The 26,534-nt window shown below is 72.8% G+C and carries 22 protein-coding genes and 1 riboswitch; of the genes, 6 read left to right on the top strand and 16 right to left on the bottom strand.

All coding sequences use genetic code 11. The annotated features are described in order from the left end of the window. Positions 1–5: 5 nt before the first annotated feature. Positions 6–950, bottom strand: coding sequence for a decaprenyl-phosphate phosphoribosyltransferase (locus AC067N_RS21470; protein WP_478680477.1), 945 nt, complete (start codon positions 948–950; stop codon positions 6–8). Beyond that, positions 943–1,479, bottom strand: coding sequence for a phosphatase PAP2 family protein (locus AC067N_RS21475; RefSeq protein WP_478680478.1), 537 nt, complete (start codon positions 1,477–1,479; stop codon positions 943–945). The genes AC067N_RS21470 and AC067N_RS21475 overlap by 8 nt, the downstream gene beginning before the upstream one ends. Before the next feature lie 143 nt (positions 1,480–1,622). Between AC067N_RS21475 and AC067N_RS21480 the strand changes: the two genes are divergently transcribed. Together AC067N_RS21480 and AC067N_RS21485 are read left to right on the top strand one after the other, a co-directional pair. Continuing rightward, positions 1,623–3,029, top strand: coding sequence for an FAD-binding protein (locus AC067N_RS21480; RefSeq protein ID WP_478680479.1), 1,407 nt, complete (start codon positions 1,623–1,625; stop codon positions 3,027–3,029). An 85-nt stretch (positions 3,030–3,114) separates the two neighbouring features. Next, the gene (locus tag AC067N_RS21485) at positions 3,115–3,870 is read left to right on the top strand and encodes a decaprenylphospho-beta-D-erythro-pentofuranosid-2-ulose 2-reductase (protein ID WP_478680480.1); all 756 of its coding nucleotides are present in this window, start codon (positions 3,115–3,117) and stop codon (positions 3,868–3,870) included. A gap of 20 nt (positions 3,871–3,890) precedes the next feature. Here the strand turns inward: AC067N_RS21485 and AC067N_RS21490 are convergent, their stop codons facing one another. The 6 genes from AC067N_RS21490 to AC067N_RS21515 all read right to left on the bottom strand — a co-directional run bounded on the left by AC067N_RS21490 (position 3,891) and on the right by AC067N_RS21515 (position 10,942). Beyond that, complete coding sequence (locus AC067N_RS21490) at positions 3,891–4,472, bottom strand: 2'-5' RNA ligase family protein (RefSeq protein ID WP_478680481.1); 582 nt, start codon at positions 4,470–4,472, stop codon at positions 3,891–3,893. Between the two features lie 176 nt (positions 4,473–4,648). Further along, on the bottom strand, positions 4,649–5,662 hold the full coding sequence (trpS, locus tag AC067N_RS21495; protein ID WP_478680482.1) for a tryptophan--tRNA ligase: 1,014 nt from the start codon (positions 5,660–5,662) through the stop codon (positions 4,649–4,651). Positions 5,663–6,083: 421 nt separating this feature from the next. Continuing rightward, positions 6,084–7,532: a glycine hydroxymethyltransferase gene (locus AC067N_RS21500; RefSeq protein ID WP_478680483.1), complete on the bottom strand. Its 1,449-nt coding sequence runs from the start codon at positions 7,530–7,532 to the stop codon at positions 6,084–6,086. Between the two features lie 31 nt (positions 7,533–7,563). After that, a riboswitch (ZMP/ZTP riboswitch) is annotated at positions 7,564–7,651 on the bottom strand. Between the two features lie 85 nt (positions 7,652–7,736). Beyond that, positions 7,737–8,921: a glutathionylspermidine synthase family protein gene (locus AC067N_RS21505; protein WP_478680484.1), complete on the bottom strand. Its 1,185-nt coding sequence runs from the start codon at positions 8,919–8,921 to the stop codon at positions 7,737–7,739. Positions 8,922–8,941: 20 nt separating this feature from the next. Next, positions 8,942–9,307, bottom strand: coding sequence for a hypothetical protein (locus AC067N_RS21510; RefSeq protein WP_478680485.1), 366 nt, complete (start codon positions 9,305–9,307; stop codon positions 8,942–8,944). Between the two features lie 315 nt (positions 9,308–9,622). After that, the gene (locus AC067N_RS21515; RefSeq protein ID WP_478680486.1) at positions 9,623–10,942 is read right to left on the bottom strand and encodes a helix-turn-helix transcriptional regulator; all 1,320 of its coding nucleotides are present in this window, start codon (positions 10,940–10,942) and stop codon (positions 9,623–9,625) included. Positions 10,943–11,164: 222 nt separating this feature from the next. Between AC067N_RS21515 and AC067N_RS21520 the strand changes: the two genes are divergently transcribed. Both AC067N_RS21520 and AC067N_RS21525 read left to right on the top strand, forming a co-directional pair. After that, positions 11,165–12,496, top strand: coding sequence for an epoxide hydrolase family protein (locus tag AC067N_RS21520; protein ID WP_478680487.1), 1,332 nt, complete (start codon positions 11,165–11,167; stop codon positions 12,494–12,496). Between the two features lie 60 nt (positions 12,497–12,556). Then, complete coding sequence (locus tag AC067N_RS21525; RefSeq protein WP_478680488.1) at positions 12,557–13,327, top strand: LolA-like protein; 771 nt, start codon at positions 12,557–12,559, stop codon at positions 13,325–13,327. A 442-nt stretch (positions 13,328–13,769) separates the two neighbouring features. Here the strand turns inward: AC067N_RS21525 and AC067N_RS21530 are convergent, their stop codons facing one another. The 4 genes from AC067N_RS21530 to AC067N_RS21545 form a co-directional block, all read right to left on the bottom strand. Next, on the bottom strand, positions 13,770–14,759 hold the full coding sequence (locus tag AC067N_RS21530; RefSeq protein ID WP_055539569.1) for a malate dehydrogenase: 990 nt from the start codon (positions 14,757–14,759) through the stop codon (positions 13,770–13,772). Between the two features lie 820 nt (positions 14,760–15,579). Continuing rightward, complete coding sequence (locus AC067N_RS21535; protein WP_478680489.1) at positions 15,580–16,830, bottom strand: helix-turn-helix domain-containing protein; 1,251 nt, start codon at positions 16,828–16,830, stop codon at positions 15,580–15,582. A 759-nt stretch (positions 16,831–17,589) separates the two neighbouring features. Beyond that, positions 17,590–18,141, bottom strand: coding sequence for a DUF3017 domain-containing protein (locus AC067N_RS21540; RefSeq protein ID WP_478680490.1), 552 nt, complete (start codon positions 18,139–18,141; stop codon positions 17,590–17,592). A gap of 235 nt (positions 18,142–18,376) precedes the next feature. Beyond that, positions 18,377–19,231 carry a bifunctional methylenetetrahydrofolate dehydrogenase/methenyltetrahydrofolate cyclohydrolase gene (locus tag AC067N_RS21545; protein ID WP_055521975.1) on the bottom strand — a complete coding sequence of 285 codons (855 nt, stop codon included), beginning with the start codon at positions 19,229–19,231 and terminating at the stop codon, positions 18,377–18,379. 350 nt (positions 19,232–19,581) lie between these two features. Between AC067N_RS21545 and AC067N_RS21550 the strand changes: the two genes are divergently transcribed. Then, a complete protein-coding gene (locus AC067N_RS21550) occupies positions 19,582–20,178 on the top strand; it encodes a hypothetical protein (RefSeq protein WP_478680491.1) in 597 nt (198 codons plus the stop codon). Between the two features lie 60 nt (positions 20,179–20,238). Here the strand turns inward: AC067N_RS21550 and AC067N_RS21555 are convergent, their stop codons facing one another. From AC067N_RS21555 to purN, 3 genes are all read right to left on the bottom strand, one after another. Then, the gene (locus tag AC067N_RS21555) at positions 20,239–20,607 is read right to left on the bottom strand and encodes a hypothetical protein (protein ID WP_478680492.1); all 369 of its coding nucleotides are present in this window, start codon (positions 20,605–20,607) and stop codon (positions 20,239–20,241) included. A 252-nt stretch (positions 20,608–20,859) separates the two neighbouring features. After that, the gene (gene purH / locus AC067N_RS21560; RefSeq protein WP_478680493.1) at positions 20,860–22,443 is read right to left on the bottom strand and encodes a bifunctional phosphoribosylaminoimidazolecarboxamide formyltransferase/IMP cyclohydrolase; all 1,584 of its coding nucleotides are present in this window, start codon (positions 22,441–22,443) and stop codon (positions 20,860–20,862) included. After that, complete coding sequence (purN, locus tag AC067N_RS21565) at positions 22,440–23,069, bottom strand: phosphoribosylglycinamide formyltransferase (RefSeq protein WP_478680494.1); 630 nt, start codon at positions 23,067–23,069, stop codon at positions 22,440–22,442. Before purN ends, purH begins: the two co-directional genes overlap by 4 nt. 448 nt (positions 23,070–23,517) lie before the next feature. Between purN and AC067N_RS21570 the strand changes: the two genes are divergently transcribed. Continuing rightward, positions 23,518–24,360 carry a hypothetical protein gene (locus tag AC067N_RS21570; protein WP_478680495.1) on the top strand — a complete coding sequence of 281 codons (843 nt, stop codon included), beginning with the start codon at positions 23,518–23,520 and terminating at the stop codon, positions 24,358–24,360. A gap of 97 nt (positions 24,361–24,457) precedes the next feature. On the opposite strand, the gene AC067N_RS21575 is transcribed toward AC067N_RS21570, so the two are convergent. Further along, positions 24,458–26,449: a cell division protein PerM gene (locus tag AC067N_RS21575; protein WP_478680631.1), complete on the bottom strand. Its 1,992-nt coding sequence runs from the start codon at positions 26,447–26,449 to the stop codon at positions 24,458–24,460. Positions 26,450–26,534 lie beyond the last annotated feature (85 nt).

A 26,534-nucleotide genomic window follows, 5' to 3' on the forward strand; every position in this document is an offset into this window, starting at 1 on the left:
GCTGATCACCAGTCGGCCACGGCCAGCCCGTACATCGCCAGCCACACCAGCGCGATGCAGGCGAGGGGCCGGTCGCGCAGGACCACGTCCTCGGGTTCACCGGCGGTGCCCCGGTCGGCGAAGACGGCGTAGCGCAGGACGGCCAGGACGAAGGCCACCATGGAGAGCTGACGCCACGGCAGCACACCGGTGCTCGGGACACCGCCCTCCTCAAGGGCCCACAGGCAGTAGCCGAGGACGGCGAGCCCGGCGGCCAACTGCCAGACGAAGCGCAGGTATCCGGCGGTGTACTCGGTGAGCAGCACCCGGGTCGCCCCGGCCCGGTCGGCGAGCTGCACGGCCTCGGAGTACCGCTTGGCGGCGACCATGAACAGCGCGCCGAACCCGGTGGTGATGAGGAACCAGCGCGACAGCGGGATGCCGAGCGCGAGCCCGCCGATCATCGCCCGCATCAGGAACCCGGTGGTGACGACCGCGAGATCGACGACCAGGACGTGCTTGAGGCTGACGCAGTAGGCGAGTTGGAGTCCGAGGTACGCGGTCAGCAGCGCGGCGGTGGACGGGGAGCAGAGCCATGCCGCGGCCGATGGCGCGAGGACGATGAGGGCCCCGCCGACGGCGTACGCGACGGGCTCGGGGACCTGGCCGGCGGCGACCGGGCGGTGGCGTTTGACCGGGTGGGCGCGGTCGGCCTCGGCGTCACGGGCGTCGTTGATGAGGTACACGGCGGCGGCGCAGGCCGTGAAGAGCACGAACACGAGCGGGAGCCGGGTCAGCGCGCGGGACGTGAAGAGCTCCCCCGCGGCCGCGGGGGCGGCGATGACGAGGATGTTCTTGATCCACTGGCGGGGGCGGGCGGTCCGCAGGAGGCCGAGCGCGAGCCCGGCCTTCGGCGGCGCTTCTCCGGGCGTCGTCCGCCGCTCCAGGACGGTCGTCGTGGGCTCAGCCATGGCCCACCGCCCGGCGGGTCGTCCAACGGGCGCCCAGTGAGGCCGTGGCGGCGCCCAGCGCCACTCCGGCCGCCACGTCCGACGGGTAGTGCACGCCGACCACGAGACGCGACAGGCACATCGCGGCGGCGAGCGGCGCCACGAGCGGGACGACGCCGAGCGTCCCGTACGCCACGACGGCCGCCGCCGACGACGTGGCGTGCGAGCTGGGGAAGGAGTGCCGTCCGGCGGTGCGCACCAGTGGTTCGACGTGGGTGGGGCGGGCGCGTCGTACGAGCCGTTTGACGCCCATGCTGACCAGATGCGCCCCGGCCGTCACCGCTGTGCCGCGCAGCCAGGCGGCACGCCGCTCCCGGTCGACGACGGCGCCCGTGAGCCCGCCGGCGAGCCAGAGCGCGCCGTGCTCCCCGGCCCGGGACAGTCCGCATGCGACGGCCGCGACGCGTGGGTCCGTGCCCCGCGCCCGGCACACGGAGAGCAGCCGCCGGTCCAGGGCGCGCACACCGTCGACAGCGTCAACTTCGTCCATGCGATGCCACTCTTCTAGGCGGCAACCCGAGAACTCCGGCAATCTTGAACGACATCCCATTAATCACCCATTTCGGTGAGGCACCCGGACAGGCAGGGCGATACGCCGGATTCATCAGCATTCGCGACGATACGGTCGCGGGCATGCCAGCCAACGCCGTCCCCCTCTCCGGCCGTACCACCCCCGTCACCGGCTGGGGCCGCACCGCCCCGACCGCCGCCCGGCTGATCCGCCCCCGCACGTACGAGGAGGCGGCGGCCGCCGTGCGGGCGTGCGGGGCGCGCGGCGGGATCGCCCGGGGGCTGGGGCGGGCGTACGGGGACGCGGCGCAGAACGCGGGCGGCGCCGTGCTCGACATGACGGGCCTGGACCGCGTCCATGCCATCGACGCGGACGGCGGCACCGTCCTGTGCGACGCGGGTGTCTCGCTGCACCGGCTGATGGAGGTGCTGCTGCCGCTGGGCTGGTTCGTGCCGGTGACCCCGGGGACCCGCCAGGTGACCGTGGGCGGTGCCGTCGCGGCGGACATCCACGGCAAGAACCACCATGTCTCCGGGTCGTTCGCCCGCCATGTGCTGTCACTGGAACTGCTCACCGCCGACGGCGGCATCCGCACGGTGACGCCCGGCACACCGCTCTTCGAGGCCACGGCCGGCGGCATGGGCCTGACCGGGGTGATCCTCACCGCGACCGTACGGCTGCTGCCCGTCGAGACGTCCTGGATGTCGGTCGACACCGAACGCGCCGCCGACCTGGACGACCTGCTGGCCCGGCTCACGGCCACCGACCGCTACTACCGCTACTCCGTCGCCTGGATCGACCTCCTCGCCCGCGGCTCGGCGACCGGCCGCGCGGTCCTGACCCGCGGCGAGCACGCACCCCTGGAGGCGCTGGAGTCGTCCGCACGCGCGCGCGGCGCTCTCTTCCCGCGCCGGGACGTCCGCCGCAGTCCGCTGGAGTTCCGGACCTCACGTCTCCCGGCCGCCCCCGCCTTCGTCCCCGAGGGCCTGCTCGGCCGTACGACCGTGGGCCTGTTCAACGAGCTGTGGTACCGCAAGGCGCCCCGGGCCCGCGCCGGCCAGCTCCAGCGGATCTCCACGTTCTTCCATCCCCTGGACGGGGTCCCGCACTGGAACCGGCTCTACGGGCGCTCGGGGTTCGTGCAGTACCAGTTCGTCGTCGGGCACGGCCGCGAGGAGGCCCTGCGGCGGATCGTGGCCCGGATCTCCGCGCGCCGCTGCCCCTCCTTCCTCGCCGTGCTGAAGCGGTTCGGGGAGGGCGACCCGGGCTGGCTGTCCTTCCCGATGCCCGGCTGGACGCTCGCCCTCGACATCCCGGCGGGCCTGCCCGGTCTCGGCGCCTTCCTCGACCGGCTGGACGAGGAGGTCGCGGCGGCCGACGGACGCGTGTACCTGGCCAAGGACGCCCGGCTGCGGCCCGAACTGCTGACCGCGATGTACCCCCGCCTGTCCGAGTTCCGCGCGCTGCGCCGGGAGCTGGACCCCGACGGCGTGTTCGTGTCGGACCTGGCCCGCCGCCTGGGCCTGTAGGGGGTGTTCCGAAGGTCCCGCACGGCACCCCCCGGCGCCCTTACCGCGCCCTGCCCCCCCGTTCCCCAGTCGCTCAGGAGCTGTCATGAAGGACGCCTTCGGCACCCCCCAGTCCCTGCTGATCCTCGGCGGTACGTCGGAGATCGCGCTCGCCACCGCCCGCCGGCTGATCGCCCGCCGCACCCGCACGGTGTGGCTTGCCGGACGCCCCTCGCCGGACCTGGAGAAGGCCGCCGCGCATCTGCGCGGCCTCGGCGCCGAGACCCACACCGTCACCTTCGACGCCCTCGCCCCCGACTCCCACGAGACGATCCTCGGCAAGGTCTTCGCCGAGGGCGACGTCGACATGGTGCTGCTGGCCTTCGGTGTGCTCGGCGACCAGGCGCACGACGAACGCGACCCGGCGGCCGCCGTGCGCGTCGCGCAGACCAACTACACGGGGGCCGTGTCGGCCGGCCTGGTCTGCGCGCGTGCCCTCCAGGCCCAGGGCCACGGCTCCCTCGTCGTGCTGTCCTCCGTGGCCGCCGAACGGGCCCGCCGCTCCAACTTCATCTACGGGTCCGCCAAGGCCGGCCTCGACGTCTTCACCCAGGGCCTCGGCGACGCCCTCCACGGCACCGGCGTCCACGTGATGGTCGTACGGCCCGGCTTCGTCCGTACCAGCATGACCGCGGGCCGTCCGGCGACACCCCTCGCCACCACTGCGGAGGCGGTGGCGACGGCCATCGAGCTCGGTCTGCGGCGCCGCTCGGAGACGGTGTGGGTGCCGGGGTCACTGCGGCTGGTGATGGCGGCACTGCGCCATCTGCCGAGGCCGCTGTTCCGCCGGCTGCCGCTGTAGGGGCCGGGGCGCGTCGGCCCTCAGTGGGTGGGAAGCGTGGTGTCGCCCACCGGGGCGCCCGCCTGCGGGGGCACGACCGAGCCGCCGAAGGCGAACTCGCGGAGCTTGCGCCAGACCCCGTCGGCGCCCTGCTCGTAGAGCGCGAAGCCGGTGCAGGGCCACTCGGCCTCGTAGTCGGCCAGCTCCTCGAACGCCCGGTCCATCGCCTCCTCGGGGATGCCGTGCGCCACGGTGACGTGCGGGTGGTACGGGAAGTTCAGCTCGCGCGCCACCGGCCCCGAGGCGTCCCGGACCTGCTTCTGCAGCCAGGCGCACGCCTCGGCGCCCTCGACGACCTGGACGAACACCACGGGTGAGAGCGGCCGGAACGTACCCGTGCCGGACAGACGCATCGGGAAGGCCCGGCCGGCGGCCGCGACCTCGATGAGGTGCGCCTCGATCGCCGGCAGCTCGGACTCCTCGACCTCCGTCGGCGGCAACAGCGTGACATGGGTGGGGATGCCGTGAGCCGCGGCGTCGCCGAAGCCCGCGCGCCGCTCCTGGAGCTGGCTGCCGTGGGGCTCCGGGACCGCGATCGACACACCGATCGTTACGGTCCCCACGTCGTCTCCTGTCGTCGTGTCATGCGTCTGTGTCTTCGTCTGTCGTGACGCGCCACCGGCTATCGACTGTACGGCCACGGCGGTGTTCCGGGCAGGCGCGAACGTAGTGATGTGCAGCGCTCGTACGGCGCTGCCGGGGGCGCGGGTCGGCGCTCGGCCGACGCAGGTCGTGCGGCTCAGTGCTTGGCGGGCAGGAAGCCCACCCTGTCGTACGCCTGGGCGAGGGTTTCCGCGGCGACGGCGCGCGCCTTCTCCGCGCCCTTGGCCAGGATCGAGTCGAGCGTCTCCGGGTCGTCCAGGTACTGCTGGGTGCGCTCCCGGAAGGGCGTCACGAACTCGACCATGACCTCGGCGAGGTCCGTCTTGAGCGCGCCGTACATCTTGCCCTCGTAGTCCCGCTCCAGCTCGGCGACCGGCGTGCCGGTCAGGGTCGAATAGATCGTGAGCAGGTTGCTGACGCCCGGCTTGTTCTCGGCGTCGTAGCGGATCACGGTGTCGGTGTCGGTGACCGCGCTCTTGACCTTCTTGGCGGTGGCCTTGGGGTCGTCGAGCAGGTTGATCAACCCCTTGGGGGTCGACGCAGACTTGCTCATCTTGATCGCCGGGTCCTGGAGGTCGTAGATCTTCGCCGTCTCCTTGAGGATGTACGGCTTCGGGATCTCGAAGGTCCGGCCGAAGCGGCCGTTGAAGCGCTCGGCGAGGTCACGGGTGAGTTCGATGTGCTGGCGCTGGTCCTCGCCGACCGGGACCTCGTTCGCCTGGTAGAGCAGGATGTCGGCGACCTGGAGGATCGGGTACGTGAAGAGGCCGACGCTCGCGCGCTCGGCGCCCTGCTTGGCGGACTTGTCCTTGAACTGGGTCATGCGGGAGGCCTCGCCGAAGCCGGTGAGGCAGTTCATGACCCAGCCGAGCTGGGCGTGCTCGGGGACATGGCTCTGGACGAAGAGGGTGCACCGCTCGGGATCGAGACCGGCCGCGAGCAGCTGCGCCGCGGCGAGCCGGGTGTTCGACCGCAGGTCCGCGGGGTCCTGCGGGACGGTGATCGCGTGCAGGTCCACGACCATGTAGAACGCGTCGTGGGACTCCTGCAGAGCCACCCACTGGCGTACGGCGCCGAGGTAGTTGCCGAGGTGGAACGAGCCTGCGGTGGGCTGGATTCCGGAGAGCACACGGGGTCGGTCAGAGGCCATGCGCACCATTCTCTCAGGTATCAGGGCCCGGTCCGGAACCTACCGGAAACAGATGGGACACAGGCCGGACCGATCATGCCCGGACGGTGTACCCCTGTGGTCAGAACGCGGGAGGGGGCCGCATCGTCGCCGAGGCCGCGGTGATCGCACGCGGACGTGCCGGAGCGCCGCGGTGATCGCACGCGGACGTGCCGGAGCGCCTGAGGCGTGTGCGGAGACGTGGTGCGCGCCCGCACGGGCGGCGCGTTCCGGGCGGCCCGGCGCCCGGCTCCGGTCGATCGGGGCCGGTGAGACGAGGAACACAGTCCGGACGCCGGGCGGGTGTCCTCCGTGCCACGCGGGGGCGCGGTGGGAGCCGCCGGACGCCTGGCCCACGGAGGTGGCCGCCCGGCGCGGTCGCGACGGGCGGCGTCCGGCGGCGTCAGCCGAGGTCGATCTCCGGGTACAGCGGGAAGCCGGCCACGAGGTCGGTGGCGCGGCGGGAGATCTCGTCGGCGACCTTCGCGTCGAGGACGTGCTGGGCCTTGGAGGGGGCGCCCGACTTGGTGGTGCCGGGCGTCGCGGTGGTCAGGACACGGTCGATGAGCCCGGCGACCTCGTCCATCTCGGCGGTACCCAGACCGCGGGTGGTCAGGGCGGGGGTGCCGATGCGGATGCCGGAGGTGTACCAGGCGCCGTTCGGGTCGGCCGGGATGGCGTTGCGGTTGGTGACGATGCCGGAGTCGAGCAGCGCGGCCTCGGCCTGGCGGCCGGTGAGGCCGTAGGAGGTGGCGACGTCGATCAGGTTGAGGTGGTTGTCGGTGCCGCCGGTGACCAGGGTGGCGCCGCGGCGCATCAGGCCCTCGGCGAGGGCGCGGGAGTTGTCGACGATGCGCTGGGCGTAGTCCTGGAAGGCGGGCCGGCGGGCCTCGGCGAGGGCGACGGCCTTGGCGGCCATGACGTGCGGGAGCGGGCCGCCGAGGACCATCGGGCAACCGCGGTCGACCTGGTCCTTGAGGGAGTCGTCGCACAGGACCATGCCGCCGCGGGGGCCGCGCAGCGACTTGTGGGTGGTGGTGGTGACGATCTGGGCGTGCGGCACCGGGTCGAAGTCGCCGGTGAGGACCTTGCCGGCGACGAGTCCCGCGAAGTGCGCCATGTCCACCATGAGCGTGGCGCCGACCTCGTCGGCGATCTCGCGCATGATCCGGAAGTTCACGAGGCGGGGGTAGGCGGAGTAGCCGGCGACGATGATCATCGGCTTGAACTCGCGGGCGGAGGCGCGCAGGGCCTCGTAGTCGATGAGGCCGGTGGCGGGGTCGGTGCCGTAGGAACGCTGGTCGAACATCTTGCCGGAGATGTTCGGGCGGAAGCCGTGGGTGAGGTGGCCGCCGGCGTCCAGGGACATGCCGAGCATGCGCTGGTTGCCGAAGGCCTGGCGGAGCTCGGCCCACTCGGCCTCGGAGAGGTCGTTGACCTGGCGGGCGCCGGCCTTCTCCAGGAAGGGGGCCTCGACCCGGTCGGCGAGGACGGCCCAGAACGCCACGAGGTTGGCGTCGATGCCGGAGTGCGGCTGGACGTAGGCGTGGCGGGCGCCGAACAGTTCCCGGGCGTGCTCGGCGGCGAGGGACTCGACGGTGTCGACGTTGCGGCAGCCGGCGTAGAAGCGGCGGCCGACGGTGCCCTCGGCGTACTTGTCGCTGAACCAGTTGCCCATCGCCAGGAGGGTGGCCGGGGAGGCGTAGTTCTCGGAGGCGATCAGCTTGAGCATCTCGCGCTGGTCGGCGACCTCCTGGCCGATGGCGTCGGCCACGCGCGGCTCGACGGCGCGGATCACGTCGAGGGCGGAGCGGAAGGCGGTGGACTCGGTGGAGAGGGGCTCGGCTGACATGGGGACCTCCGGACGTTGCGTTCAGCGTTCACGGTACGGCCCAGGCGCACGGCACTCATCTTCCCGGGCCGCTCCCCGATGGTCCGTCCCATCCCAGCGCGCCAGTCACGGCCCACCGATCACCTTATCGGGCGGCCCTGAGCGGCAGGGCCGGGCGTCCACCATTCGAACGACGCGGAGACCCGCCGGGAGGGAGAGCGTGCCTCACAGGATGACGTGCGGCAGGAAGCGGGCGTACTCGTCCGTCACCAGGCCGGAGGACTCGCGGATGCCGAGGCCGGCGGACTCGTTCTCGACGACCCAGGCGCCGAGGACGACATGGTTGCCGTCGAAGGCCGGAAGGGGGGCCAACTCCTGGTAGCAGCAGGGTTCCTCGCGGATGACCGGATCCCCGCCGGGTTCGTGGACGGTGACGCCGGCGCCCTCGCGGCCGAGGAGGGGCTTGGAGACGTAGCCGTGGCCGGCGGCAAGCTCGCGGGGGCCGTCGAGGTAGGCGGGGAGGAGGTTCGGGTGGCCGGGGTAGAGCTCCCAGAGGACGGCGAGGAGCGCCTTGTTGCTGAGGAGCATCTTCCAGGCGGGTTCGATCCAGAGGGTGGTGCCGGTGCCGCCGCCGTTGTCGAGGGTGGCGAGGACGTGCGGGGCGAAGCGGTCGGTGGTGAGCCACTCCCAGGGGTACAGCTTGAAGACGCTGCGGATGAAGCGGAGTTTCTTGTCGACGAAGCGCTCGGAGAGGCGGTCCCAGCCGATGTCCTCCATGGAGATCCAGTCGGTGTCGAGTCCGGCCTGTTCGGCGGTCTCCTTCAGATAGGCGACGGTCATCAGGTCCTCGCCGAGTTCGTCGCCCGCGGAGTGCGCGAAGTACAGGGGGCTGCCCGGCGGGAGGAGGGGTGCCTGCTTCTTCCAGGCGCCGACGAGGCGTTCGTGGAGGGAGTTCCACTGGTCGGCGCCCGGGAAGCGTTCCTCCATCCAGAACCACTGGGGGCTGGCCGCCTCGACGAGCGAGGTCGGGGTGTCGGCGTTGTACTCCAGCAGCCTGGCGGGGCCGGTGCCGTCGTAGCGCAGGTCGAAGCGGCCGTAGACGGAGGGCAGTTCGGCGCGCCGGCGCCATGCCTCGGTGACGAGGCCGACGAGGCGCGGGTCGGTGATGCCGAGGTCGGCGAAGCGGTCGTGCTCCACGATGTGCGCGGCGGCGGCCAGGCACATGGCGTGCAGTTCCTCGACGACCTCCTCCAGCGCCTCCACCTCGGGCAGCGAGAAGACGTAGTAGGCGCTCTCGTCCCAGTAGGGGCGCAGGGAGCCGTCCGGGTAGCGGGTGAGCGGGTAGATGAGGCCCTGTTCCTCGACGGTCTGCTGCCAGCCGGGCCGGGGTTCGATGGTGCGGCGTTCCATGGCTCTGTCTCCCGGGCGGGTCAGCCGCCGCTGGAGCCGGAGCAGCCGAAGCCGTCCCGGTCGACGGCCTCGCTGCGGCTGAAGGTGCCGTCGGCGGCGCGGTTGCCGGTGACGTCGGCGTCGTAGTACCAGGCGGCGTCGACGGTGCCGGGCTGGCTGCGGTTGCCGCTGCTGTTGCTCTTGCGGTTCTTGCCGTACGACGACGAGGAGCCGGAGTTGCAGTTCCTGTCGGCGATGATCTTGTAGCCGTTGGCGAAGTCGTAGCTGTCGCGGTCGACGCACCGGCGGTCCGGGTCCGATCCGCAGGAGGTGAGGGCCGCGGCGACGACGCCCATGCCACCGAGTACGACCGTGCTGGACCGCAGTCGCCTGCGCTGTTCTCCCATGTGCTCCCCCGACGGGCTGGTGTGCGCTGCCGAGCGGGACCGGTGCGCGGGGACCGGGCCCCCGCGGCGTCGACGCCCGGCGCCCGGCTTGTCCGGGCCATGTCGGCGCTCAGACTAGTGATCGATGCAGGACACGGCCAACCGGCTCCCCGCGGTTCCCCGGGGGGCGGCGTGAGGGCGGGCGAGCCGGGTGGTCGCGGGAGGGGTGGGGCGGTCCAGGGAGGCGTGGGGCGGTCCAGGAGGGGCGGCCGAGGGTGATGAGGTCGGCCAGGCGGACAGGAGCCGTTCGGTCGTGCTCCCGCGCCGCCGGGCAGCTCACCGGGTGTCCCTCGGGTTCCGCGGTGCGGGGCGGGTCGCCTTCAGGCAACGGGCCCCCTGGACGCGGAGCGCCTCGGCGAGTTCCGGGGGCGCGTCGGCCGGGAGGCTGAAGTCGGCGTCCACGGAGGTGATCATCCAGGCGAGGTCCCGTGGGGTGTCGGCGCCCAGGTGCAGCAGGCAGCCGTGGTCGTCCAGTGGTTCGAGCACCCCCATGCCGGGCCAGACCCGGCCGGCGACGGCGGAGGCGGGTTCGTGGAGGGTGACGGTGGCACGGAAGGGCCAGGTCCGCGAGGAGAGGCGGTAGGCCAGATACGTGGCCGCGTCCCCCTCGGGGATCGGCCGGGGCGTGAAGCGGGGCCCCGTCGGGCCGCGCGGGACGAGCCTGTCGACCCGGAAGGTCCGCCAGTCGGCCCGGGCGAGGTCCCAGGCGACCAGATACCAGTGCCGGTCAAAACTGACCAGACTGTACGGCTCGACCGAGCGGACGGGGTGCGCGTCGGGGGAGCCGGTCCGGGGCTCCCCACGAGCACCGGACCGCTTCGCGTGAGGCACTCCGCGGCGGGACCCGCGGGCATCGGGCCCCCCACCGACCGAGCCGTCACCCACCGGCCCGCCGGCATCGCCCACCGGCCCGCCAACCACCACGCCGACATCCACCCGCCCACCGGCATCGGCCCCGCCCACATCACCGCTCACCGGCCCACCGGCATCGGCCCTGCCGACAGCCGCGGATCCGGTGGCGGATCGGCTGTCGCGCTCCCGTCGTCCCGCTTCGGCCGCCGCCGTGTCCGCACGTCCGGCGTCGGCCCCGGTCGCCCGCGGGCTCGTGTAGACGAAGCGGAGGCGTTCACGGCGGCGGCAGGCTTCGGCGATGGTCATGAGGGTGTCCGCCGAGACCTTCGGGGCCGGGGCCGCGCCCGCACGCACCGTGGCGGTGTGGAGGGTGGTGACCCGATGCCGCAGCCGGGAGGGCAGAACCTGCTCCAGCTTGGTGAGAGCACGCAGCGAGGCCTCCTCGATGCCCGCCACCGTGCCGTCGGCGGCCGTGCGCAGCCCGACGACCACCGCGACCGCCTCCTCGTCGTCCAGCAGCAGCGGAGGCAGGCTCGCACCGGCGCCGAGCCGGTAGCCCGCGGTGCCCCGAGCGGCGTGCACGGGGTAGCCGAGGTCCCGCAGTCGCTCGATGTCCCGGCGCAGGGTGCGGCGGCTGACTCCGAGGTGCTCGGCGAGTTCCGCTCCGGAACGGTCGCGCTCACGGTGGGTCTGCAGCAGGGCGAGCAGTCTCAGCAGCCGCCCGGAGGTCTCCGGCATGGTCACGAGACTGCCGCGTCCTTGGAGCTCCGAACAAGAGTGGAGCCCGGCTCGCGACGCCTGGCACGCCCGCTCGCCGCGTTGCCGAAAGCCCCTGGTAGCCCCGCTACAAGGAGCTTCCGGCGCCTTGCGACCGCACGCACCAGACGCCGCGAGCCGATCGGACTCCACTTTTGTTCGGAGCTCTTAGGCCCGTAGGTGACCTAACCGGTCCCTAGCGTCACTGCCATGACGAACCCGACCCCCGGTGTCCGCGCCGTACAGGACGCCCACACCACGCCCACCGAACGCACCGAACCCGTGGGACCCACGGAACCCGTCGACGACATCGACCGCACCGATCAGGCGCTGACCCCCTTCCGCGTCGAGATCCCCCAAGACCGGCTGGACGATCTCCGGGCGCGGCTCGCCGGCGCCCGGTGGCCGGACGAGCTGCCCGGCGTCGGATGGAGCCGGGGCGTGCCGGCGGGCTATGCGAAGGGGCTCGCGGAGTACTGGCGTACCGGCTTCGACTGGCGGGCGCAGGAGGCGCTGCTGAACTCGTACGAGCAGTACACGACGACCGTGGACGGGCAGAACGTGCACTTCCTCCATGTGCGTTCACCGGAGCCCGACGCCACGCCGCTGCTGTTGCTGCACGGCTGGCCCGGCTCGGTCGTGGACTTCCTCGATGTCATCGGGCCGTTGTCCGATCCACGGGCGTACGGCGGAGATCCCGCGGACGCGTTCCACCTGGTCGTCCCGTCGCTCCCGGGGTTCGGTTTCTCCACTCCGCTGTCGGGCCCCGGTATGAACGCGGCCCGGATGGCCCGCGTCCTCGCGGGGCTGATGTCCCGTCTGGGGTACGGGCGTTACGGGGTGCAGGGCTACGACACCGGCTCCTGGGTGGCGCCCGAGATCGGCAGGCAGGCGCCGGACCGGGTGATCGGCGTCCACGTGAACGCCATGATCACCTTCCCCGTGGGCGAGGAGGGCGAGACTGACGGCCTGACCGAGGTGGAGCAGCGGCGCCGGCAAGCGATGCAGAACTTCAACGACGGCTATCTGCAGTGCAACTCCAAGCGCCCGCAGACGGTGGCGTACGCCCTCACCGACTCGCCCGTCGGCCAGCTGACCTGGATCGTCGAGAAGTTCAAGGAACTCACGGACCCGGAGGACGGGCTGCCCGAGGACGGCGTCGACCGGGACCGGATGCTGGCGAACGTCTCGCTGTACTGGTTCACCGGCACGGCAGCCTCGGCCGCCCAGGTCTACTACGAGGAGATCTCCGCGAATGGCTGGGGCGACGAGAACTCCTGGAGCGGTGCGGACCCCTGGAGCGAGGGGAACGAACCGGCGGAGGAGGCCGCCGGCCGCCGTGTCCCCACCGCCGTGCTCGTCTCCGCCCGGGACGTCACGATCCGCCGCTGGGCGGAGCGGGACCACCACGTCGTGCGGTGGACAGAGCTGGACCGGGGCGGTCATTTCCTCGCGATGGAGGTCCCGGAGGCGCTGGTCGCCGATGTGCGGGCCTTCTTCCGGGAGGTGGACGGACGGCCGGACGTACCGCCGAGCGGGTGAACGTGCGGAGGGGGAGGGGCGACCTTACGCTGAGGGACACGAGCACCACGGAGGTGACGCATGGCCGGTCACAGCCGGGGCGGCGTCGCGGCGGTGGCCGTCTGCGCCGCGGCGACGGCCCTCTTCCTGTCCCCCGCCCCCTCGTACGCGGACCACGAGGAGGATCCGAGCGCGCGGGAGCTGACCGACAAGGCCGAGGAGGCTCTGCGCGAGGCCGAGTCGGTGCATCTCGAACTCACCGACAGGAGCGAGGGCACCCGGGCCGCCGGCACGCGGCCGACCTCCATGGATCTGGCCCTGGACCAGGACGGCAACTGCGCGGGCTCCCTGGAGATGGGGGCCGACGGCGGCAGCGTCGAGATCGTCAAGCAGGGCGACGAGGTCTGGATGAAGCCGGATGCCGCGTTCTGGAAGGCCCAGGTCCCCGGGCCCCAGGGCGAGGCGGCCGCCGAGCTCTTCGAGGACCGCTACATCCACGGCTCCACGTCCGACGCCCTGCTCAAGGGCATGGCCGACACCTGCGACCTCAAGGACCTCCAGGACCAGCTCATCGGCGACTCCGGAGACACCGGCCCGCTGAAGAAGGGCCGCGAGACGACCGTCGACCGGCAGAAGGTCGTCCCCGTCTCCGCCGTGGAGGGCGGCACGACCAACACCCTGTTCATCACCACCGACTCCGACCACCGCCTCGTCCGGGCCACGGAGAAGGGCGAAGGCACCGACGTCACCATGGACTTCACCGACTACGACGAGCCGGTGCCCTCCGACACCCCGTCGGCGGACGACTCGGTCGACGTGTCGGAACTGCCGGGCGAACTCGAGAAGATCTGACGGGGACGGCCGCGTGACAAGGTTCAGTTCGCATCCACCGTGAAACCGGCCGGATCCTCGGAGCGTACGCAGCCGGGTTCGCCGCCGGGCGGAGGCGTCGGCGCGGAGGTGCCCGCGGCGGTCGTACGGTTCGTGCTCGCCGGACCGTCCGGCCAGGGTCCGGACACCAAGGCCGGCGCCGCCGCCGACCAGGGTCGCGAGGGCGATCACCACGGCCCTTGCCGTCGCGGCGTGCAGGACGTGCGCCGGCACGTGTGCACATGAACGTGTGTGACGACGGTAGCGGCGTATACGCAGACAGGCCCCGTCCCGGGCGAAACCGGGACAGAGCCTGCGCGGACCCGCCAGGGGACCGTGACGCCGGGCCCTCGGGGCAACGGCGCCGTGGAACCGCTCAGATGACCTTCGGAGAGGCCGACGGGGAGGCCGACGGGGTGACCGCTCAGATGAGGCCGAGCGCGCGGACCGCCTCGCGCTCCTCCTCCAGCTCCTTGACGGAGGCGTCGATACGGGCGCGGGAGAACTCGTTGATCTCCAGGCCCTGGACGATCTCGTACTTGCCGTCCTTGACCGTGACGGGGAACGAGGAGATGAGCCCCTCGGCCACACCGTACGAACCGTCGGACGGGATGCCCATGGAAGCCCAGTCGCCCTCGGCGGTGCCGTTGACCCAGGTGTAGATGTGGTCGATGGCGGCGTTGGCGGCGGAGGCGGCCGAGGAGGCGCCACGGGCCTCGATGATGGCGGCGCCGCGCTTGGCGACGGTCGGGATGAAGTCCTCGGCGAGCCACTTCTCGTCGTTGACGACCTCCGCGGCGTTCTTGCCTGCGACCGTGGCGTGGAAGATGTCCGGGTACTGGGTGGCGGAGTGGTTGCCCCAGATCGTCAGCTTCTTGATCTCGGAGACCGGGACGCCCGTCTTCTTCGACAGCTGGGTCAGCGCGCGGTTGTGGTCCAGGCGGGTCATGGCGGTGAAGCGCTCGGCCGGGACGTCCGGCGCCGCGGCCTGGGCGATGAGGGCGTTGGTGTTGGCCGGGTTGCCGACGACGAGGACGCGGATGTCGTCCGCGGCGTGGTCGTTGATGGCCTTGCCCTGCGGCTTGAAGATGCCGCCGTTGGCCTCCAGCAGGTCGCCGCGCTCCATGCCCTTGGTGCGGGGGCGGGCGCCGACGAGCAGGCCCACGTTGGCGCCGTCGAAGGCGACGTTCGGGTCGTCCGTGATGTCGATGCCCGCGAGGAGCGGGAAGGCGCAGTCGTCGAGCTCCATGGCGGTGCCCTCGGCGGCCTTCAGCGCCGGCGTGATCTCCAGCAGGCGGAGCTTGACCGGCACGTCCGCGCCGAGCAGCTGGCCGGAGGCGATGCGGAAGAGCAGGGCGTAACCGATCTGGCCGGCCGCGCCGGTGACGGTGACGTTCACGGGAGTGCGGGTCATGGCGTTCTCCGTATGACAGCTGGCGGTGGGGCGTCCCTGCCCCGGACGTTTGATCGATCTCTTGGCGTCAAGAGAGATCGGTGGTCAGGCTATCGCGCATCCAGGATCCCGGACGGCCGGGTTCGTGTGGCCCACCACACACGGCCGTCTCGTGGCGCGCCGGGCGTATAAAAGGCGGCCGCCGGTCCGGGGGGATGGACCATGGGCGGCCGCCGGGTGGGGGTGCCGGGCCAGGAGGGTTGTCACTCTCCCGGGCGGCCGGACTCCCGTGGGGGTACCTTCCGCATGCCCAGGCGAGCGGAAGGCATTCCCGTCAATTTCCGATTACTTTGCGGACGGTCGGAATCACTCATGGTCACGCCCGCGGCCACGGCCACGGGTGGGGCGGAAGCGGCAGGTCCGGGCATCGGCCGGATGGTCCGGCTCGGCGGCAGTCCGGCCGGTGTCGTCGTACGGGTGCGGGCAGGGGCGGACGGCGACGCGGCCCGTTGCCCTGACTTGGCCGGTCAGCCGACGCGACCCGATCCCTGACTCGACCGGTCAGCCGACGCACCCCGATCCCTGACTCGACCGGTCAGCCGAGGCGGTCCGGGGCCGCGGCCGGTCGGCCGACGCAATGTGCCGCGGCCGGCCGACCAGGCCGAGGGTGTGGCAGCCGAGGCTGCGGAGTCCGCGCCGCGGCCGGACGGTCCGCGCGACTCACCCCGGTCAGCCGTCCGGGCCATCCGCCGTCCCGACGGTCCGCCGTGCGGGCCATCCGCCGTCCGGGCCATCCGCCGTCCGGGCCGTCCGCCGTGCGGGCCGTCCGCCGTGCGGTGCGTCAGCCCGTGCAGCCCTCCTCGCCCGTCGTCAGCTTCACGCATGCCTTGGCGTCGCCCGCGTCCTTGACCGCGACCATCCGGGTGTACGCGATGTTGTCGCCGGTCGCCTCGACCGCCGCCTTCTGCCTGAGCTTGCCGGCCGTCACCCGCACCTCGTCGCCCTGAGCCGCCAGGGTGACCCGGGCCCAGGCGGCACGGCACTTCTCGCTGTAGCGGACCTCGACCCGGGCCGTGCCGACGGTGGCCTCGTCGGCGGTCTTCACGCCACCCGTCGTGCACCCCATGGTCTCGGGGTCCTTGCCCGTGCAGCCGGCTCCGGCGCACTTGACGCCGGCCGGAAGGTCGGGGTCGGCACCGGTCCCGGTCGCGGTGTTCGCCGGCGACCTGTCCTCGGCCTGGCCCCCTCCGTCACCCTGGGTGAGGAAGAAGGCCGCCGCGATCACCACGAGGGCGCCGACGGCTCCCGCGAGGAACATCGCCACCCGCCGCCCGGGCGCCGAGTCGCCGGTGCGACCGCTGCCGGCGGGCGGCGGGCCGAAGGCGCCGGACGGGGCGTCCGCCCCATCGCCGGGGCGGGCGGACGACGCCGAGGAGACCGAGGGCGACGGAGTGGACGGCGTTCGGGACGCGCCGGAAGGGGACGGGGGCGGGGTGGCGCCCCAGCTGACCCGGGGAGCACCGGCTGCCGCACCCGGCCCGCCACCGAAGCGCGACGACGAGGACGCGGCGGAGGACGGCGCCGACGGGGTCGAACTCCCGTATGAGGAACGGCCCGTGCGCTCCTGCTCCGGCCCCTGGGGCTGCGCCGGAACGGACGGCGAGACCCCCGCCGGGCCCGCCACGCCCGGAGTCACCGTCGTGCTCCGGCCCGCCCTGGCGTTCTTGCCGCCCCTGACGGCCGCCTGGCTCCCGGTCTCCCCCAGCGCGGCGCGCGCCTGGGATATGCGGATGGCCTCCATGGTCATGTCGTGGCGCATCTCCGAGCGGCTCCAGGCGCGCTCGGCCAGCTCCCACATGGTCGTCAGATGGACCGGATTGGTGCCGGTCACCTCGGCCAGCGCGACGATCGCGCCCTTCGGCGCGAGCAGTCTGCCGTTGAGATACCTCTCCCATGACGTCTTGCTGTAGCCCGTACGGTCGGCCACCGCGGCGATGCTCAGCCCACCGCGGTCGACGAGCCGGCGCAGCTGGCTCGCGAACTCCTTCACCTGTGGATCGAGTTCATCCGGCAATGCCCTCCAACGAGGCATTGATTCCCCCCTCTTCCCCCCGAGCGTCTCTGTACATGCCCCCCGCGCCGACTATCCCTGTGCCGTGCATGATGCCCTCGCAGAATCCTGGTCCATGACCGAGCCCGAGGCCCTCTTTCAGGCCCCGTTCCGGACTACCCACTGGGATGCGCCCGGCCGGGACGCCAGTTCCCGGAAAAGGGGCGCGCGGGAGCATTTCGGGCTGGGCGCACATCCTTGCGCGCCCCCTGCCGGTCCGGGGTCCAGTGTCCCACCGACATCCCGGCTTTCCGGGCGGATTGACAGATCCCCGCGCGGGACGTCCCGGACCGTCTCAAATACCGACGCTAGCGCTGGTGCCGACCGGATCGGTGCCGAATCCTCGAACTCGTCAGCACATAGACACCACGACCACCCGGGCACGGTCACCCGCGTCGAGCGGGGACACGAGGGGGCGTCCGCCCCCTGTGCACCGGTGACGGTCGAACGGTCATACGGGGACCAGGGGGATGACATGCGACTCAGTACAAGGCTGCCGCACGGCGGGCTGGTGGTGGCCGGCCGGCGGGTTCGCCGCGGGGCCCGGGGGCGGCGGGCACCCGGAGGTGGCCTGCGGGTGCCGTCGTCGTGGCCGGGCCGGAACACCTCCGCGGAATTGTCACTTCCGTGCCACAGCGGACTGACAGCTGTTGAACAGGAAGCCGGCCGTGCACGAGGGTGGATCACGACGGCGGTCCGTCCCGACTCGGGGGAGGGGACGGGCCGCCGTCTCGCGTCCGGTCAGCCGGTCTCGTCGCCGACCGTGAAGTGCAGGACGTCCTTGAGGAAGGGGAGCTCCAGCTTCGGCTCGGGCTGCGCCATCAGCGCGAGGAGCACGATGGCGGAGCCCAGCGTGATGTACGTGGCAATGTCGGTGAAGCGGGAGCGGACCGCGAGCATGCCGACGTCCGTTACCAGCCAGCGCAGCAGCGCCCCGACGAGCAGCGCCGAGCCGATCAGGATCGTGCCGGCCCGGAACGCGTCGAACGCGGTGAGCAGCAGTCCGAGGCCAACGGTGCAGAGCACGGCGAGGATCGGCCACTGACGGGCGGGCGCGGGCGCGTCCCGGGGTGCGGCCCGGCCGCCGCCCTCGGGCCGGGCGGTGTCCCTGGTGAACATCGGGAAGCGGCGGGTGGTGCGGACGGGCCTGCCGTCGGCGTCGGGCGCGCTGATGGGATCCCGCACCTCGATCTCGTCCGGCGCGCCGGACGTCACCGTCGTCCCGCTCTTCTCCGACCTCTTCTCCGACCTCGTCTCCTTCTCCTTCTCCGTCTCCCGCGAGCGTCCCGACATCTCCGTCCTCTCCGACGCGCCCGGCCTCTCGGACCTGACCGACTTCGCCGGAGCACCCGGCTCGGCCGACCCCCCGGCCGGCGCCTTCGACGTTCCCGGAGCCGCCGATGCGACCGGTTCCTCCGGCGTACCCGGCCTACCCGGCGCCCCTGAGCCGGTCGGTGTCCGCGACATGCTCGGCTCCGCCGACGCCCGGGGTGTTCCCGGGCCCTCGGCCTTCCCCGGCGCCCTGTCGTCAGCCGGCACTGCGCTCCGCCGCCTCGACCACGTTGACGAGCAGCTGGGCCCGGGTCATGGGGCCGACGCCGCCGGGGTTCGGGGAGATCCAGCCGGCGACCTCGGCGACGCCGGGGTGCACATCGCCGACGATCTTGCCCTCGGCGGAGCGGGAGACACCGACGTCGAGGACGGCGGCGCCCGGCTTCACGTCCTCGGGGCGGACGAGGTGGGCGGAGCCGGCCGCGGCGACGATGATGTCGGCGCGCTTGAGGTGGGCGGCCAGATCACGGGTGCCGGTGTGGCACTGGGTCACCGTCGCGTTCTCGCTGCGCCGGGTCAGCAGCAGCGGCATCGGGCGGCCGATGGTGACACCGCGGCCGACGACCACGACCTCGGCGCCCTTGATCTCCACGCCGTAGTGGCGCAGGAGGGTGAGGATGCCGTTCGGGGTGCAGGGCAGGGGGGCGGGCTCGTTCAGGACGAGGCGCCCGAGGTTCATCGGGTGGAGGCCGTCGGCGTCCTTGTCGGGGTCCATCAGTTCGAGGATGCGGTTCTCGTCGATGCCCCGGGGAAGGGGCAGCTGGACGATGTAGCCGGTGCAGGCGGGGTCCTCGTTGAGCTCCCGCACCACCGCCTCGATCTCTTCCTGGGTGGCGGTCGCGGGCAGTTCGCGCTGGATGGAGGCGATGCCGACCTGCGCACAGTCGCGGTGCTTGCCGGCGACGTACTTCTGGCTGCCGGGGTCCTCCCCGACGAGGATCGTGCCGAGGCCGGGCGTGACGCCCTTCTCCTTCAGCGCCGCCACGCGGGCGGTCAGATCGGACTTGATCGCGGCTGCGGTGGCCTTGCCATCGAGAATCTGGGCGGTCATGGGCCCAATCTTCGCGGATGACGGGCTCCCGGTTCCAATCCGGCCGCCCATCGGACACCGCCGGAGGTCCCGCCGGCGATGGCCGACCGGCCGGCGGAGGCGCCCGCCGAAGTCCCGCGAGGGCGGGGGCGACCCATACCCGGCCGCCTCGGCCCCGGCCGGGCCGACAAGATCGGATGTGTTGCACTTGCACAACACCCTGGGAATGCGGCTGGACATCCGGACGGGCATATAAAACGATTGGGACACAGTGCCGCGGGCACTGCCGGGGGGCGTGACCACAACAGGATCAGGGCATTCCTCCGACCCGTGCCGCGCGTCCCCGCACCAGGCAACGGAGGAGACCCGCCATGAGCTTCGGCGACCCGAACAACCCCTACGGCCAGCCCCAGCAGCAGCCGCAGGGCTACGGCTACCCCCAGAACCAGCCCCAGCAGCCCGGCTACGGCTACCCGGCCGCCCCGCCGGTCTCGCAGGGCTACGGCGGCTACCCGGACGGGCCCTCCGTGATCCCCGGCGGTGTGAAGGCCGCGCGCATCATGCTGTACGTGCTCGGCGGCTTCCAGGTCGTCGGCGGTGTGGCGCTGATGGTGGCCAGTGCCTGGTTCGCCGACTACATCTCGGACAACGCCAACGCCGACGGCTCGCTGTCCTCGGAGGACGCGGACACCATCGCGAACCTCGGCGCCGGGATGTTCATCTTCTTCGGCGTGCTCACGCTGGGGTTCGCCGTCTGGGCCATCCTGACGGCGTCGAAGTTCTCCACCGGTCGCGGCGGCATCCGGATCTCCGCGATCGTCTACGCCTCGTTCGTGACGCTGTTCAGCGTGATCAGCATCCTGGGTGGCAACATCTTCGGTCTGATCAGCCTCGTCCTCGCCGTGCTGATCATCGTCTTCTGCAGCAAGCAGGACGGCGGGCAGTGGTTCAACCGTCCGCGTCACTGAGCCGTGGATGACCGGAAGGGCCGTACCCCCGCGACCTCGGGGTACGGCCCTTCGGCGCGTTCACGCCAGGCAGGCCCCACCGGGCGGCATGGGCGCCACGGAGATCACCGAGCTGTCCCGGCTCTGTGTCCGGCCCGCACCGAGCGCATAGCTGAAGTCCCCGCTTACGCAGTAGGTGACTCTCGTGCTGTTGGTGACCTCGGCGACCCGCAGCGCGGGACTGAACGAGGCACGGTCGCCCTCTCTCACCAGCACCGGCCGGGAGCCGGACTGCGGCTGGAGGCACAGGTACCCGACCGGACAGGCGAGCGCCGCCCCGTCCACGGCGGCGGTGGCACTCGCGGCGCCGCTCACCCCCGTACCGAGCGCGACGGCGAACACCGCGCCGACGATCGCGATCCGCCGTGCCGGCCTCGATCTCTTGCGCATGACTGACCCCCTGTGACCCGAGCGACTGGGTTGGCCCCCCGAGCCTCGCAGCGGAACGAACGCCTCTGCACCGGGGTATCGGCCATTCCGCAGGCTTCGCCCGCGGGCACGAACGGCGCCCGAGCGAACGCGTTCATGGTGGTCGCCGACCACGAGCGGACGCGACGCGGGGCGCCGCTTAGAGCGGCGCCCCGCGTGCGCTACCGGGTCGAGGACCCCGCCGGCGGACCTGGCGGGGCCGACGGGCCCGGCTCAGTGGAAGAAGTGCCGCGTCCCCGTGAAGTACATGGTGACGCCCGCCTTCCGGGCGGCCTCGACGACCTGCTCGTCGCGGACCGAGCCGCCGGGCTGGACGACCGCCTTGACGCCGGCCTCGGTGAGGATCTCCAGCCCGTCCGGGAACGGGAAGAAGGCGTCGGAGGCGGCGTACGAGCCCCGCGCGCGCTCGGCGCCGGCCCGCTCGACGGCGAGCTTCGCGGAGTCCACACGGTTGACCTGGCCCATGCCGACGCCGACCGAGGCACCGTCCTTGGCGAGGAGGATCGCGTTGGACTTGACGGCGCGGCAGGCCCGCCAGGCGAAGGCCAGCTCCGCCAGTTCCTCGGCGGAGAGGGCCTCGCCGGTCGCGAGCGTCCAGTTGGCCGGGTCGTCGCCGTCGGCCTGGAGCCGGTCCGTCACCTGGAGGAGGGCACCGCCGTCGATCGGCTTGACCTCGGCGGGGTGGGAGGGCGCGGCCGGCGCCTTCAGCACGCGGATGTTCTTCTTCTTGGCGAGGGCGTCGAGGGCGCCCTCCTCGTAGTCGGGCGCGACGATGACCTCGGTGAAGATCTCGGCGACCTGCTCCGCCATCTCCTTGCTGACCGGCCGGTTGACGGCGATGACCCCGCCGAACGCGGACAGCGGGTCGCAGGCGTGCGCCTTGCGGTGCGCCTCGGCGACGTCCGCGCCGATCGCGATGCCACAGGGGTTGGCGTGCTTGATGATCGCGACGCAGGGCTCGTCGTGGTCGTACGCGGCACGGCGGGCGGCGTCCGTGTCCGTGTAGTTGTTGTACGACATCTCCTTGCCGTGCAGCTGCTCTGCCTCGGCGAGACCGGTGCCCGTGCCGTCGACGTAGAGGGCCGCGGGCTGGTGCGGGTTCTCGCCGTAGCGCAGGGTGCTCTTGCGCTCCAGGGCGGCGGCCATGAACTCGGGGAACGGCGAGTCGTCGGCCGGCGCGTAGGCCGAGGCGAACCAGGAGGAGACGGCGATGTCGTACTCGGCGGTGTGCCGGAAGGCCTCGGCGGCGAGCCGCTTGCGGGCGGCGAGGTCGAACCCGCCGTCCTTGACGGCCGTCAGGACGTCCGCGTACCGGGCCGGGCTGGTGACCACCGCGACCGAGGGGTGGTTCTTGGCCGCCGCGCGCACCATCGACGGGCCGCCGATGTCGATCTGCTCCACGCACTCGTCGGGGGTGGCGCCGGAGGCGACGGTCTCGCGGAACGGGTACAGGTTCACGACGACCAGGTCGAACGGCTCCACGCCCAGTTCGGCGAGCTGCCGCCGGTGGTCCTCCAGACGGAGGTCGGCGAGGATTCCCGCGTGCACCTTGGGGTGCAGCGTCTTGACCCGGCCGTCCAGGCACTCGGGGAAGCCGGTCAGCTCCTCGACCTTGGTGACGGGGACGCCCGCGGCGGCGATGCGCCCGGCGGTCGACCCGGTGGAGACGAGCTCCACGCCCGCCTCGTGCAGGCCACGGGCGAGCTCCTCGAGCCCGGTCTTGTCGTAGACGCTGACGAGCGCGCGACGGATGGCCCGCTTGGCGCTCTCGGCCGTGACAGTGCTGTCGGCGGTCACTGGATAACTACCTTTCGTCCCTCAATGCGATAGCCGTTGCGGGCGAGCCGCCCCACGACATCGACGAGCAGCCTTCGCTCGACTTCCTTGATGCGCTCGTGCAGAGCGCTCTCGTCGTCCTCGTCCCGGACCTCCACCACGCCCTGCGCGATGATCGGCCCGGTGTCGACGCCGTCGTCGACGAAGTGGACGGTGCAGCCGGTGACCTTGGCGCCGTACGCGAGCGCGTCACGCACACCGTGGGCTCCGGGAAAACTGGGCAGGAGGGCGGGGTGGGTGTTGACGAACCGCCCGCCGAACCGGGCGAGGAACTCCTTGCCCACGATCTTCATGAACCCGGCGGAGACGACCAGGTCGGGCTCGTACGCGGCGACGGCCTCGGCGAGCGCCGCGTCCCACTCCTCGCGGGTGCCGTTGTCCTTGACGCGGCAGACGAACGTCGGCAGCCCGGCGCGCTCGGCCCGGGCGAGCCCCTCGATGCCGCCGCGGTCGGCCCCGACGGCCACGATCTCGGCGCCGTAGGCCTCGACGCCGGTCGCCGCGATGGCGTCGAGCAGCGCCTGGAGGTTGGTGCCGGATCCGGATACCAGCACGACGAGGCGCTTGGCCACGGGCTTGGCGGCCACGGTGGGACCCTTTCTGCGGTTCTGGTTCCGTGCGGGTGCGCACGGGTTCCTGGGGTCGCTCCACGGTCGTGCGGAGCGATCCGGTCCGCCGGACCCGTACTTGTGCATTCATACGAATGCTTCACGTCCCGCGATACGGGGAAGTCTACGAACCGGCCGACCGTCAGCAACGATACCGGCACACCCGGCGGCCCCCGTGGGACGGGGGCGTGGCCGGAAGGTAGCGTCTGCGAGGAGCGGGCCCGGGAAAGCGGTCGGGAACGCGGTCGGTGTGCGGGGCGTTCACGAAGTGACAGCTCATGCCGTACCAGCCGGATCCACCGCCGGACCCAGCACGCTCAGCACCGTGTTCAGCCGACGCCGCCGACGCCGTCGCCGCCGCCCTGTCCACGACCGTGTCCACCGTCGTATCAACCGCCGTATCCACCAAGGGGAAGACGCACTCCAGATGCCGGACCGCAGCCTCCGCCTTCCTTCGCTCCTGCTGCGCGAGCGGAGCTCCTCTCCCACGCCTCCGCGCGAGAGCGAGGACGCCGCCGAGCGGCCCGGGCAGCCGGGGTCGTCGGGGTCCGCCGGTTCCCCGGGGTCCGCGGGTGCCGGCGGTTCCTCGAAACCCGCCGAGGACAATCCGTTCGCCCCGCCGCCGGAGGGTGCGCCCGATCGGCCGTGGCAGCCACGGCGGCCCGCGGGCGGCCAGGGCTCCGACGGTGACCATGGAGGCGGTCACGGCGGGGGTGGCAGTTCGCCGTGGGGCAGTCAGTGGAGCGACCGGCAGCCCGGCCGCTCCAGCGGTGGCCCTTTCGGCGAGCGTCCAGGTGCGCAGGGCCCGGGTGGCCCCGGCGGTCCGGGGCAGGGCCCCGACGGCGGCCCGGGCGCCGGAATGCGCTGGGACCCGGCCGACCCCGCCCAGCGTCGCGCGCGGTACGCGTTGCTCTCCGGCATGTGGGCCTTCTTCTTCGCGCTCTTCGCCTGGCCGTATGTGGCGCTGCTGCTCGGCTCGCTCGCCCTGTACTGGGCGATCAGCGCGCTGCGCACCAAGCCGCGGACACCGGATCCGAGTGCGCCGGCCCGCCCCGAGGTGAACGGCCGCCCTCAGCGGACGGCGGCCATCAGCGGCCTCGTGACAGCCTCCCTGGCTCTCACCGTCGTCCTCGCCACGTTCACGACCCAGTTCGTCTACCGGGACTACTACACCTGCGTCAACGACGCCCTCACCACGGCCTCCGAGAAGTCCTGCAAGGAACTGCTCCCGGAGGGCCCGGTCCGGGACATGCTGGGCAGCGCGCAGTAGACACGGGGGCGAACGCCGACGCGAACGCGGCGGGTCCGTTTCGGGCCCGCGATGCGCGGCGGCGTGGTGCGCAGCGGCGCGCCGAAGGCTCCGGGCGTCAGAGGGCTTGGCCCGGTGCCTTCGGGCTCGCCGAGTCGTCGCCCTGGTCGAGAGGGGACGGCGACGGCTCGGGGACCGGGGGCCGGGTCGGCCTGGCGAACCGCGAGCGGGAGAACCACGAGGTCAGCGGGACGGCCCCCGCTCGGAACCACCCTCGCCGTCGGCTGGTGGAGGGGTTCGGCTGCGCTTGCGGTGGGGCGGCGGAGGGCGCGTCCGTGGGATACCGGTCGGGGTGAACCGGGGCCGGGCCGCCGCCCGTGGCAGGTCCTTCGGGCAGGGAGAAGTCCGCACCGACCTCGGCCGTGGACGCCAGTGCGGCCGAGGCCGGCTCCGCGAAGCGCTCGCCCGGGGCCGCGGCATCCGGCGCCTCCTCCCATCCGCGCGGAGACGCGCCGGGCACCGCGGCCGCCGGTTCACGGTCGAGAGCCGCCCCCGGTTCACGGGCAAGGCCGCCCGGCGTCTTCGTCGACGCGCCCGGGGCATCCGGATCCGGGACGGGGACGACCGGCTTCGGCTTTCGCGAAAGCAATCCCCGCCTCGTCGCCCACCACCCACGAAGCGCCTCCGCCGGGCCCCTCCCCCGTTTCCGGGCCACGCCCGGCTGACTCCTCCCGCCCCCCTCCGCCTCCACGACCGCCCCCTCGCGTCGGAACGGGCCGCCTCCCCCGCCGGTCCGCTCCCCGGTGGACCGGGGCACGGTGTCCGCGTAGGAGTACACGTACGCGGACGTGTACTCGTCCGTGCCCGTGTCCGTGTCCGTGTCGGTCTCGCGTCCTCGGGTGCGCCACCAGCGCGAGGCCAGGGCGATGGGCAGGGCGACGGTGGCCACCCAGGCGCCGGTCGCTCCACCGGTCTGCCACCAGAGGGGGCCGACGTGGGTGAGCGCGGCGACTCCGAGGGGGCCGCCGGCGAGGAGGGTGAGCAGGGCGACGGCCGCGGCGCACAGTCCGGCGGCGACAAGGGTCGCGGCGGCGGTGCGGCCCACGGACCACGGGGCGGCGCGGTCCGCAGCGGCCCGCGCCCCCGTGAACCGGCCCACGGTCACCCCGGCGGCCAGGGGCACCACCCCCACCGCCCAGATCAACGGCGTACCGCTCCCCGTCGGCACCGCCGCGAGCAACGGGAACGGAGGCAGCAGAGTCTCCGGAGGCGGCGCCGTCAGAGGCCCCACGCCGTGCCCGGCACCCAGGACGAAGCCCGGGCCCAGCGCATAGGCCGCCGCCCACACCGCCGCGTTCGGCACCAGGGCCACGCAGAGCATCAGTACGGCGAAACGACCCGACCACCCCTCGGTGAGCTGCGGGAACGAGGCACGGACCGCGTCACCGTGCGCCACCAGGGCCACCGCCACCAGCAGCGCCCCGCCACCGACCAGCACCAGCGCGCCCGCTCCGGCGGCCCGTCCCGCGGCGGTCAGCAGCTGACGCCGCCCTTCCGTCTCCAGCGTGCCCCCGAGGGTCGCGGGCAGCGGCAGCCGGGGGCGCCCGTACGCCGTCCACACCCCCGTGCCCGCCGCGAGCGCCGCGAGCGTCGGTACGCACACCGCCGCCCACACCCATGAGGGCCGCAGCGCACCACCCGTGGCGTACAGCGTGACCGCCCCGCCGACGGCCGTGTAGCCCGCGACGAGCCCCGCCCATGTCGCACGGGCGCTCGCGCCGAGGCCGTCCCCCGCCTGGTCGCGACCCGAGCGGTACAACAGGAGCAGCGGCAGGACGAGCAGCAGCAGCGGGACGAGGCCGACGGGGGCGGGGGCGCCCGAGAGCGTGTCCGTCCGGATCAGTTCCACCCCGTGGGACAGCAGCCACAGTGCCGCCGCCACGCGCATCGCCCCGCCCGGCCCGCTGTCCGGGTACGGCGAGCTGATCCACAGCAATGTCACCAGCATGGCGAACGCCCCGAGGCCGAGCACCGCCGCCAGGATGCCGCCCAGCGTCCCGGCGACCAGTCTGGGCGGCCGGAAGCGGGTCGGGCCGGGCAGCGGCGACAGCGCGGACCGCGGCGGCGTGCCGGCCGGGGAGAACGGGGGCGGCGCGGACCGGCCGCGCCAGGTGGGGCGGCCCGGTACGGCGGAC

It is taken from the genome of Streptomyces sp. NPDC042364 (assembly GCF_056437585.1).